At 66.4% G+C, this 10,166-nt stretch carries 7 protein-coding genes and 1 pseudogene; 2 read left to right on the forward strand and 6 right to left on the reverse strand.

The window, feature by feature from the left end; genetic code table 11:
• The 6 genes and pseudogenes from ACEN88_RS16570 to ACEN88_RS16595 all read right to left on the reverse strand — a co-directional run.
• Positions 1–623, reverse strand: a pseudogene (locus ACEN88_RS16570) (L-fuculose kinase); the annotation flags it as partial.
• A complete protein-coding gene (locus tag ACEN88_RS16575) occupies positions 623–1,642 on the reverse strand; it encodes an ABC transporter permease (RefSeq protein WP_413341270.1) in 1,020 nt (339 codons plus the stop codon). The pseudogene ACEN88_RS16570 and the gene ACEN88_RS16575, both read right to left, overlap by 1 nt.
• On the reverse strand, positions 1,639–2,637 hold the full coding sequence (locus tag ACEN88_RS16580) for an ABC transporter permease (protein WP_413341272.1): 999 nt from the start codon (positions 2,635–2,637) through the stop codon (positions 1,639–1,641). The genes ACEN88_RS16575 and ACEN88_RS16580 overlap by 4 nt, the downstream gene beginning before the upstream one ends.
• Positions 2,634–4,145 (reverse strand): sugar ABC transporter ATP-binding protein, encoded by a 1,512-nt coding sequence (locus tag ACEN88_RS16585; RefSeq protein ID WP_413341274.1) that lies wholly within the window; start codon positions 4,143–4,145, stop codon positions 2,634–2,636. The genes ACEN88_RS16580 and ACEN88_RS16585 overlap by 4 nt, the downstream gene beginning before the upstream one ends.
• Positions 4,146–4,257: 112 nt before the next feature.
• The gene (gene rhaS, locus ACEN88_RS16590) at positions 4,258–5,265 is read right to left on the reverse strand and encodes a rhamnose ABC transporter substrate-binding protein (RefSeq protein ID WP_413341276.1); all 1,008 of its coding nucleotides are present in this window, start codon (positions 5,263–5,265) and stop codon (positions 4,258–4,260) included.
• Positions 5,262–6,164, reverse strand: a complete 903-nt coding sequence (locus tag ACEN88_RS16595; RefSeq protein ID WP_056329878.1) for a DeoR/GlpR family DNA-binding transcription regulator — start codon at positions 6,162–6,164, stop codon at positions 5,262–5,264. The genes rhaS and ACEN88_RS16595 overlap by 4 nt, the downstream gene beginning before the upstream one ends.
• Before the next feature lie 319 nt (positions 6,165–6,483).
• Here ACEN88_RS16595 and ACEN88_RS16600 point away from each other — a divergent pair, with 319 nt between their 5' ends.
• Both ACEN88_RS16600 and rhaI read left to right on the forward strand, forming a co-directional pair.
• Positions 6,484–8,592 (forward strand): bifunctional rhamnulose-1-phosphate aldolase/short-chain dehydrogenase, encoded by a 2,109-nt coding sequence (locus ACEN88_RS16600; RefSeq protein ID WP_413341279.1) that lies wholly within the window; start codon positions 6,484–6,486, stop codon positions 8,590–8,592.
• Positions 8,593–8,651: 59 nt separating this feature from the next.
• Positions 8,652–9,947, forward strand: a complete 1,296-nt coding sequence (gene rhaI, locus ACEN88_RS16605; protein WP_413341281.1) for an L-rhamnose catabolism isomerase — start codon at positions 8,652–8,654, stop codon at positions 9,945–9,947.
• The last annotated feature ends 219 nt before the right edge of the window (positions 9,948–10,166 follow it).

Raw genomic sequence — 10,166 nt, forward strand, 5'->3', positions numbered from 1 at the left:
TCGGACCGCAGCGTGCCCAGCGCCGCGTGCGCGGGCGCGAGCGGCGGCATCAGGCCCGTCCAGTCCATGCGGCCGACGAGGCTCGAATACGCCTGGGTGCGCGGGTTCCACAGGTCCGTGTGACAACCCAGCGACGTCGCTTCCGACGCCGCCACGCCGCACAGGCGCCAGGCCCAGTACTGCGGATACATGAGGATGTGCTGCGTGCGCGCGAACTCGCGCGGGAAGCGTGCCTGCAGCCATGCGAGCTGGCGGCCCAGGTTCAGGCCCGCCGGCAGGCGCGGGGACAGCGTCTCGTCGTAGGATGGACCGTCGTACTCGACGCCGGGAAGCTCCGCCTCGTAGTCGAGCACGGGCAGCACGAGGCCTGCGTCGTCCACCAGCGCGGCGGTGGCCCCGTGCGTGACGGGCACGATGGCCGACACGTGCGCCCGCGCGGCAAACGCCCGGCACGTGGCGAGCAGCCAGTCCCACAGGCCGTCCGTGTCGAGGTGCGCGTAGGGTCCATCCGCAAGCACCGCGTTCGGGCGGCGCTGCTCCGAGAGGACCTTGCCGGCGGCATCGATCAGCGCGAGCTTCGCGTTCGTCTTGCCGATGTCGAGGACGATCAGGGCGTCCGGCATCATGCGCTCCGCGCGCGCCGCATGCGCAGGAGCTTCGGCAGCGCGATGGTCGCGAGCAGCAGCACACCCACGACGATCGTCATGTAGATGCCGGGGATGTTGGCGAGCGCCAGCCCGTACGTGACGGTGCCCATCGTGAGCACGGCCAGCATCACGCCGGCGATGGTGCCGGCGCCGCCCGCGATGCTGACGCCGCCCAGGATCACCATCGTGATCACTTCCAGCTCCCAGCCGGTGGCGATGTTCGGGCGCGTGCTGCCGATGCGGCCCGTGAGCAGGAAGGCGGCCAGGCCGGCCATCGCGCCCGTCAGCATGAACAGCGCGAGACGGTAGCGGTCGACGGCGATGCCGGAAAATCGCGCCGCTTCCGGGTTGTTGCCGATGGCGTAGATGCGGCGGCCCCAGGTCGTCGTGTGCAGCAGCACGGCGAACAGCGCGGCGCACACGAGCAGCACGACGAATTCGCGCGGCACGATGCCGAAGAAGTAGCCCTGGCCCCAGTCGGCCATCAGCTGCGGATAGCCGGTGAACGCCTTGTCGCCCAGGACGACGCTGGCGAGGCCGCGGTACAGCGACACGGTGCCGATCGTGACGACGATCGACGGCAGCGCGAAGCGCGTGACGAGCACGCCGTTCAGGAAGCCGCACGCGGTGCCCGTGGCCAGTGCGACGAGCGGCAGGCTTTCGGCCGGAAAGCCGGCGCCTTTCGCCAGGCCCATCGCGACGGACGACAGCGCGAGGGTGCCGGCGACCGAGATGTCGATTTCGCGGCAGATGATCAACAAGGCCATCGGCAGTGCGATCAAGGCCTTCTCGCTGAAGTTCTGCGTGCCGTCCAGCAGGTTGTACAGGTCCAGGAAGTGCGGCAGCGCGATGCTGTTCGCGACGAAGACCGCGACGAACAGCATGGCCAGCAGGCTTTCCCAGCGCCCGAGGATCGTTTTCAGGCGCGGCGTTTCGCGGTCGAGGATCGTGTAGCGCGACGTTTTTTCAGTTTGCATCGTGGTGGTCGGGTTCACGCGGCACTCCGTTCGGGTTGGGCGTCCGTGCCATGCAGCGGCAGGATCTGGCGGCTGCGGCGGCCGGCGCCGCGGGCGTTGATCAGGACGGCGACGAGGATCACGAGGCCGGTGAGGGCGCTTTGCCAGAACGGCGACACCTGCAGCACGGGCAGCGCGTTGCCGATCACGGTGAGGAACAAAGCGCCGAGCGTCGCGCCGAGCACCGTGCCGACGCCGCCGCCGATGGAGACGCCGCCGATCACGCACGCGGCGATCACGGTGAATTCGAAGCCATAGGCGATTTCCGTGTAGGCGACGGCATAGCGCGCCACCCACAGGTAGCCGCACAAGCCGGCGACGGCACCGGACAGCGCGTAAGTACCGAGCAGGCGCTTGTGGCTCGGGATGCCGATATATCCCGCGCATTGCGGCGCGTTGCCGATGGCGTACAGGTCGCGTCCGAAGCGTGTGCTGCGTGCGATCCAGGCCATGAGCGCGAGCGTCGCCGCCGCGATCCAAACCAGGTGCGGGAGGCCCAGCAGGCGGTCGAGCGGGAACGCGATGAAGTGAGGCGGCATCTGGTGTGCGGACACCCACGCGCCGCCGGACAGCACGAACACGGCGCCGCGGTAGACGCTCATCGTGCCCAGCGTGACGACGATCGGCGGCAGTTCCAGATAGCCGATCAGCCAGCCGTTGACGAGACCGAGGGCCAGGCCGACGGCGACGGCCGCCAGCATGATCAGCGGCAGCGGCAGGCCGGGATAGTGCGCGCCCAGCATCGCGGCGACCATGCCGGACAGCGCCAGGTTCGAGGCGACCGACAGGTCGACGCCGCGCGTGACGATGACGAGCATCTGCGTCAGCGCCAGCATCACGAGCAGCGTGCTGTCCGTGACGAGGTTGGCGAGCGAGCCGGCCGACAGGAAGACCGGTGCGCGCAGGCCGACGGCCACGACGAGCAGCACGATCATCGCCGCCAGCAGCGGTTCGCGTTGTTTCAGGATGTTCATGCGGCCTCCAGGGTCAACCCGGACGCGGCGGCGACGACCGTTTCCGGCGTCGCATCAACGCGCAGGAATTCGCGCTGCACGCGGCCGTGGTGCATGACGACGATGCGGTCCGCCATGCCCAGCACTTCCGGCAGTTCGGACGACACGAGGATCACGGACAGCCCGCGTGCCACGAGCTGGCTGATGAAGCGGTGCACGGCCGCCTTCGAGCCGATGTCGATGCCCTTGGTCGGCTCGTCGAGGATGATCACTTTCGGATCCGTCGCGAGCCATTTGCCGAGGACGACCTTTTGCTGGTTGCCGCCCGAGAGCTCGGCCACGTGCTGCGTCAGGTGGCTCGCCTTGAGTTCCAGCTGTTCCGCGAAGTGGCGCGCGATGGTCGCTTCCTGCTTGCCGCGGCCGCGCAGGAAGAAGCCGATACGCGACAGTATCGGCAGGGTGATGTTGTGCTGGATCGGCATCGTCAGGTGCGCGCCGTGGTGCTGGCGGTCTTCCGGCACGTAGGCCATGCCCAGCGCGATGGCTTCGCTGGGCGAGCGCGCCATCACGGGCCGGCCGTCCAGCGTGACGCAGCCGGAGACGCCCGGCGTCAGGCCGAACAGCGCCTGCATCACCTCGGAGCGGCCCGCGCCCACGAGGCCATAGAAGCCGAGGATCTCGCCGCGGCGCAAGGTAAAACTGACGTCGTCGAATTCGGTGGGGTGGGACAGGTTCTGCACGACGAGCAGCGGCTCGCCGATCTCGGCGTCAAGCTTCGGATACGCCTGGTGCACGGCGCGGCCGACCATCAGCGCGACGAGTTCCTGTTCCGTGATGTCGGCCAGGCGCCCCTCGGCGACGAACTGGCCGTCGCGCAGCACGGTGTAGCGGTCGGCGACTTCGAAGATCTCGTCGAACTTGTGCGAGATGAAGATGACGGCAGTGCCGGCGGCCTTCAGTTGGTCGATGATGCGGTACAGCTCCCGGATCTCGCGCTGCGACAGCGCGGCCGTCGGTTCGTCCATGATGACGACGCGGGCATCCTGGGCGAGGGCGCGCGCGATCTCGACGAAGTGGCGCTGCGCGACCGACAGGTCTTTTACGCGCGCCTTCACGGGCAGCGCCACTTCCAGGCGCGCGAACAGGGCTTCCGCCTCGCGCTCGATCTGCGCCCAGTCGATACGGCCACCGCGTACGGGCTGGCGGCCGACGTAGATGTTCTCGGCGACGGAGAGTTCGTCGAACATCACGGTTTCCTGGTGCACGGCGGTGATCCCGGCGGCCATTGCTTCCTGCGGGCTCGCGAACGTGACGGGTTTGCCGTCGAGGGACAACGTGCCGGCGTCCGGGCGGTAGATGCCCGTGAGGGTCTTCACGAGCGTGGACTTGCCGGCGCCGTTCTCGCCGATGAGCGCCATGCATTCGCCGGCGCGGATCGTGATGTTCACGCCGTTCAGGGCATGGATGCCGTTGAAGCGCTTGCTGATGCCGGTCAGTTGGAGGACGGGGGGTGTTTGGGTGGCTGGCATGAGTAGTAGTCGGCTTGTGTGCCGTCATTCCCGCGGACGCGGGAATCCATGCTGAGCCGACTTCGGTCGCTCAGCATGGGTTCCCGCCTGCGCGGGAACGACGGGCTGGTGGTCAGAACAGCTTCGCGAACTTGTCGACGTTTTCCGCGTTATAGGTGAACGGCGGTCCCAGCGCCGCCTCGCCATTGGCATCCAGCGTCACGCTGCCCAGCCGTCCGACGGATACGCTGGCCCCGGGTTTCGATTCCGCCTTGCCCTTCACGAACTGGTCGGCCGCGTAGGTGGCGGCGTAGCCCAGGTCGATCGGATTCCAGATCGCGAACTCCTTCACGGCGCCGCTTTTCACGTGGCCCGCCATTTCGGACGGCAGGCCGAGACCCGTCACGTAGACCTTGCCGACGAGGTGTTCGTCCGCCACGGCCTTGCTGGCCGCGACGATGCCGACGGTGGTCGGCGCGATGATCGCCTTCAGCTGCGGGTGGCTGCGCAGCAGGCCGATCGCCTCGCGGTAGCTTTTATCCGACTGGTCGTCGCCGTACACGGTGGCCACCAGCCTGATCTTCGAATACTCGGGTTGTTCCAGCACCTTCTTCATCACGCCGATCCAGATGTTCTGGTTCGTCGCCTGGGCGGAAGCCGAGAGGATCGCGATCTCGCCCGCGCCCCCGATCTCGTCGGCTGCCATCTGGATCTGCTTCTCGCCGATCAGTTGCGCGTTCGACGGATTCAGTTGCATCTGCCGGCCTTCGGGCGCGAGGCCGCTGTCGAACGAGACGACCTTGATCCCGCGCTGCATCGCCTTCTTCGCGATCGGCACCAGCGCGTTCGGGTCGTTCGCCGAGATGACGATCGCGTCGACCTTCTGGCTGATCAGCGAGTTGATGATCTCGATCTGGCCTTCGGCGCTGGGCGTCGTCGGTCCCGTATAGATCACTTCGACGTTGCCGAGCTGTTTCGCCGCTTCGTCGGCGCCCGTGTGGGCCGCGTCGAAGAAGCCGTTGCCGAGGCTTTTCACGACCATCGCGATGCGCGTCTTCTCCGGCTTTTTCTCGGCGCAGCCGGCGACGCCGGCCAGGACGCCGACCGCCGCCAGTGCGAGCAGGGTGGTTTTAAGCTTCAATGTGCGGCCTCCAGTTGCGCGTCCAGCCGCGGGTCGAGCTGCGCGTCCAGGTGGAACAGCGCGGCGGATTGCAGGTCGAACTGCGGATTAAAAAAAGGCGCCCCGACGTTCGGCGCCACTTCGTCCGGTTCGACGGTGACGACCTTGACGCCGTACTGCTCGAGCGTCTGCACGGCCTTGTCGGAGGCGCCGGTGTCCGTGATGACGGTCGATACGCGATCGAGGCCGCACAGGATCAGGCCCGCCTTGCGCGCGAACTTGGAACTGTCCGCCAGCACGATCAGTTCTTCCGCCTGGCTGATCAAACGCTTCTCCGCCTGGATCAGCAGCGGGTCCGCTTCCATCAGGCCGAGCAGCGACAGGCCGTAGACGCTCATGAACATCTTGCCGGCGTAGTGGTGCTGGGTGATGTCGTTGTCGAACGGGGACAGGATCACGTTCTGCTCGCGGTAGACCTTCCCGCCGGGGACGATGATCTCGTTCTCGCTCGAGACGAGCAGGCGCTCGGCCATCAGGAACGAATTGGTCAGGATCTTGAGGTGTTTGTCGGCCAGGAACTCGGCCATCATGAACGTCGTGGTGCCGCCGTTGATGATGATCGTTTCGCCGTCCGTACACATGCCGGCCGCGTGGCGGGCGATGGCCCGTTTGCGGGCGGCGTAGCACTGGATATTGTTCTGGAACGTTTCGCTCGACAGCGGGAACTGGCGCTTCTTGGGAAGCAGGTTCTCGGCGCCGCCGCGGGTGCGGGTGAGCAGGTTGCGGGCTGCGAGCCAGCTGATGTCGCGCCGGACCGTCGCCGGTGACGCGTTGAGCCATTCGACGAGTTGCTGGACCGTCGCCGTCTGGTGCTCGGCGAGCAGTTTCAGCAAACGCTTGCGGCGTTTGTGATTCACCATGTGTCTCCTCCTATGCCGTTTATGTTTTGTGCGGCGGGGACAGCGTCGTACCGTGGGTCGCGCCGTCTGGGAAAAAGAGTAATGAGGAGTTGAAAGGCCGTCAATCGTTAAATGATCAAACGATTGATTATTTGGCCGCCGCGGCGCGCTCAAATGCGCGTTTCGATCAACTAAATGATTAAATCGCTCTTGGTCACGATGTTGATCGATTCCGCGTTGACACTGCTTGGGCCGCTGAATTCTACTGTGCCGGATGCCGCGACCGTGGTCCACGGCGCGGGCCAGACGACACACAACGCAAACACATGGAGACGTATTTATGGGTGCAATGAGCGCTACCTCCCACAAGGAACCGATCACGTCGCGCTGGGACGACCAGCACGCCGCCACGCTGAGCGAGCCTGAACTGCTGCTGTACCGTTCCAATCTGCTCGGTTCCGACCTGCGCATCACGAACTTCGGTGGCGGCAATACGTCGGCCAAGATAGTCATGACGGATCCGCTCACGGGCGGGCAGGTCGACGTGCTGTGGGTGAAGGGCTCCGGCGGCGACCTGGGTTCGATCAGGCTGGACGGCTTCTCGACCCTGTACATGGACAAGCTGCAGGCGCTGAAACAGCGCTACTGCGGCCTGGAACACGAGGACGAGATGGTCGGCTACCTGCCGCACTGCACGTTCGACCTGAACCCGCGCGCCGCGTCGATCGACACGCCGCTGCACGCCTACATCGACCGCCGCCACGTCGACCACATGCACCCGGATGCCGTCATCGCGATCGCCGCGTGCAGGAACAGCCGCGCGCTGACCGAAAAAATCTTCGAAGGCGAACTGGGTTGGCTGCCGTGGCAGCGTCCCGGCTACGATCTCGGCCTGAAGCTGGAACAACTCTCGCGGGAACAGCCGCAGCTGAAGGGCATCATCCTCGAGGGCCACGGCCTGTTTACGTGGGGCGATACCGCCAAGTCGTGCTACGAGACGACGCTCGCCATGATCAAGCGCGCCGAGGAATGGCTGGCGGCGAACGTCAGGCAGCCCGTGTTCGGCGGCCAGGTCGCCCAAGCGCTGCCGGCCGACCAGCGTGCGGCGCTCGTCGCCCGCCTGATGCCGCTGCTGCGCGGGAAGATCAGCCAGCAGGAGTTCAAGCTGGGCCACTTCGACGATTCCGACGCCGTGCTGGAATTCGTCTGCAGTGCCGACCTCGCGCCGCTGGCCGCGCTGGGCACGTCCTGCCCGGACCACTTCCTGCGCACGAAGATCCGCCCGCTGGTGCTGGACTTCGATCCGGCCGCGCCCGATTTCGATCGTCTGGTGGCCGGTCTCGATCAGGCGCTGAGCGATTACCGCGCCGACTACACCGCGTATTACGAGCGCTGCAAGCGCGACACGTCGCCGAAAGTCCGCGACGCCAACCCGATCATCTACCTGATCCCGGGCGTGGGCATGCTGTCGTTCGCGAAGGACAAGGCCACGGCGCGCATCGCCGGCGAATTCTACGTCAATGCGATCAACGTGATGCGCGGCGCGAACGGTGTCGACGAGTACGTCGGCCTGCCGGAACAGGAAGCGTTCGACATCGAATACTGGCTGCTGGAAGAAGCGAAACTGCAGCGCATGCCGAAGCCGAAGAGCCTCGCGGGCCGCATCGCGCTGGTGACCGGTGGCGCGGGCGGCATCGGCCAGGCCGTGGCGCGCCAGCTGCTGCAGGAAGGGGCATGCGTGATGCTGACCGATATCGACGCCGAAGCGCTGGCAGGCGCCCGGGACAACCTCGTCAAGGTCGCCGGCAAGGACAACGTCGCGACCGTGCAGGCCAACATCACGAGCGAGGAGGAAGTGGGCGGCATCCTGTCCGCCGCCGCGCTGCGCTTCGGCGGCGTCGACCTGCTCGTGTCGAACGCGGGCATCGCCTCCGCCGCGCCGCTGGACGAGACGTCGCTGGAGGTCTGGAAGCGCAACCAGGACATCCTCGTGACGGGCTACTTCCTCGTGTCGCGCAACGCGTTCCGCATCATGAAGCAGCAGAAGCTGGGCGGCAGCATCGTCTTCGTGGGCAGCAAGAACGGCCTCGTCGCATCGGCTGGCGCATCGGCGTACTGCACGGCGAAGGCGGCCGAGATCCACCTGGCCCGCTGCATCGCGCTGGAAGGCGCGGAACACGGCATCCGCGTCAACGTGGTCAATCCGGACGCAGTCATCCGCGGTTCGCGCATCTGGGACGGCAAGTGGAAGGAAGAGCGTGCCGCGTCGAACAAGATCGACACGGACGACGTCGAGGAGTTCTACCGCAAGCGCAGCATGCTCAAGAAGAGCGTGTTCCCGGAAGATATCGCGGAAGCGGTGTATTTCTTCGTCAGCGAGAAGTCGGGCAAGAGCACGGGTAACGTGCTGAACGTGGATGCCGGCAACGCGGCCGCATTCACGCGATAATATCAATTCAGAAGAACAGCGGCACCGCCGGGCGCGGTGCCGCGACGACAGGAGACAACATGACGACCCTCATCGATGCCGGTCTGGTGGCCGACCATAACGCGAAGCTGGCCCCCCAGCTGGAAGCCGACTACGAGGCGCTCAAAGGCATGCTGGCCCGCCGCGGCCAGGATATCGAGGCATTGACGGCCCTCGCGCAGCGCTTCGCAGTCGCGGTCCCCAGCTGGGGCGTGGGCACGGGCGGCACCCGCTTCGCGCGCTTCGCGGGCCGGGGCGAACCGCGCAACGTGTTCGAAAAACTGGACGACTGCGCCGTCATCAACGAGCTGACCCGCGTCACGCCGGCGGTTTCTCCGCACTTTCCGTGGGACCGCCCTACGGATGCGAAGGAGCTGCGCCAGAAGGCCGACGACCTGGGCCTCGCGTTCGACGCCGTCAACTCGAACACCTTCCAGGACCAGCAGAACCAGGAACACACGTATAAATACGGCAGCCTGACGGCGAACAGCGGCGCCACGCGCGCGCAGGCCGTGAAACACAACATCGAATGCATCGAGCTGGGGCGCGAACTCGGGTCGAAGGCGCTGACGGTATGGGTCGGCGACGGCGCCAACTTCCCCGGCCAGCACAACCTGCGCGGCGCGCTGGAGCGCTACCTGGACAGCATGCGCGAGATCTACGCGGCACTGCCGGACGACTGGAACGTCTTCATCGAACATAAACTGTTCGAGCCGGCGTTCTACGCGACGACCATCGCCGACTGGGGCACGAGCTTCGCGTGCGCGACGGCGCTGGGCCCGAAGGCGAAATGCCTCGTCGACCTCGGCCACCATGCGCCGAACACGAACATCGAAATGATCGTCGCGCGCCTGGCGCAGTTCGGCAAGCTGGGCGGGTTCCACTTCAACGACAGTAAATACGGCGACGACGACCTGGATTCCGGCTCGATCAACCCGTTCCAGCTGTTCCTGGTCTTCAACGAGCTGGCCGACGCGGCGCTGCGCGAAGGCCCGGCGTTCAAGCCGGCGTACATGCTGGACCAGTCGCACAATGTGACGGACCCGATCGAGAGCCTGATGAACAGCGCCGTCGAAGTACAGCGCGCTTACGTGCAGGCCGCGCTCGTCGACCGCGCGCAACTGGCGGAGTTCCAGGAATCGAACGACGTGCTGCTGTCGGCGCAGGCGCTGAAACGGGCGTTCCGCACCGACGTGGAGGCTATCCTCGCGATGGCACGCGTGCGCTCGGGCGGCGCGGCGGATCCGGTGGCGTGCTATCGGGCCAGCGGGTATCGGGACAAGGTCGCGAGCGCGCGGCCGGCAAAGGCGGGGGCGAGCAGCAGCGGGATCGTGTGAATAACCGTCGCCCCCGCGAAGGCGGGGGTCCAATTTTGCGCGTGTTCACGCAACACTTGGGTTCCCGCCCGCGCGGGAACGACGTTGGTTATTGATCAGTCGCTCCAGGAGTCCCCCCATGAGCAAGCCCTTACTGGCGCTCGCCCTGTCGTGCGCCTTCGCCGCGCACGCGGCCGGCCCGTCCACGACGTTCGCCGACGTCGCCCAACACCTGCAGGC

The organism is Massilia sp. CT11-108, assembly GCF_047302915.1.
Taxonomy (GTDB): domain Bacteria; phylum Pseudomonadota; class Gammaproteobacteria; order Burkholderiales; family Burkholderiaceae_D; genus Telluria; species Telluria orientalis.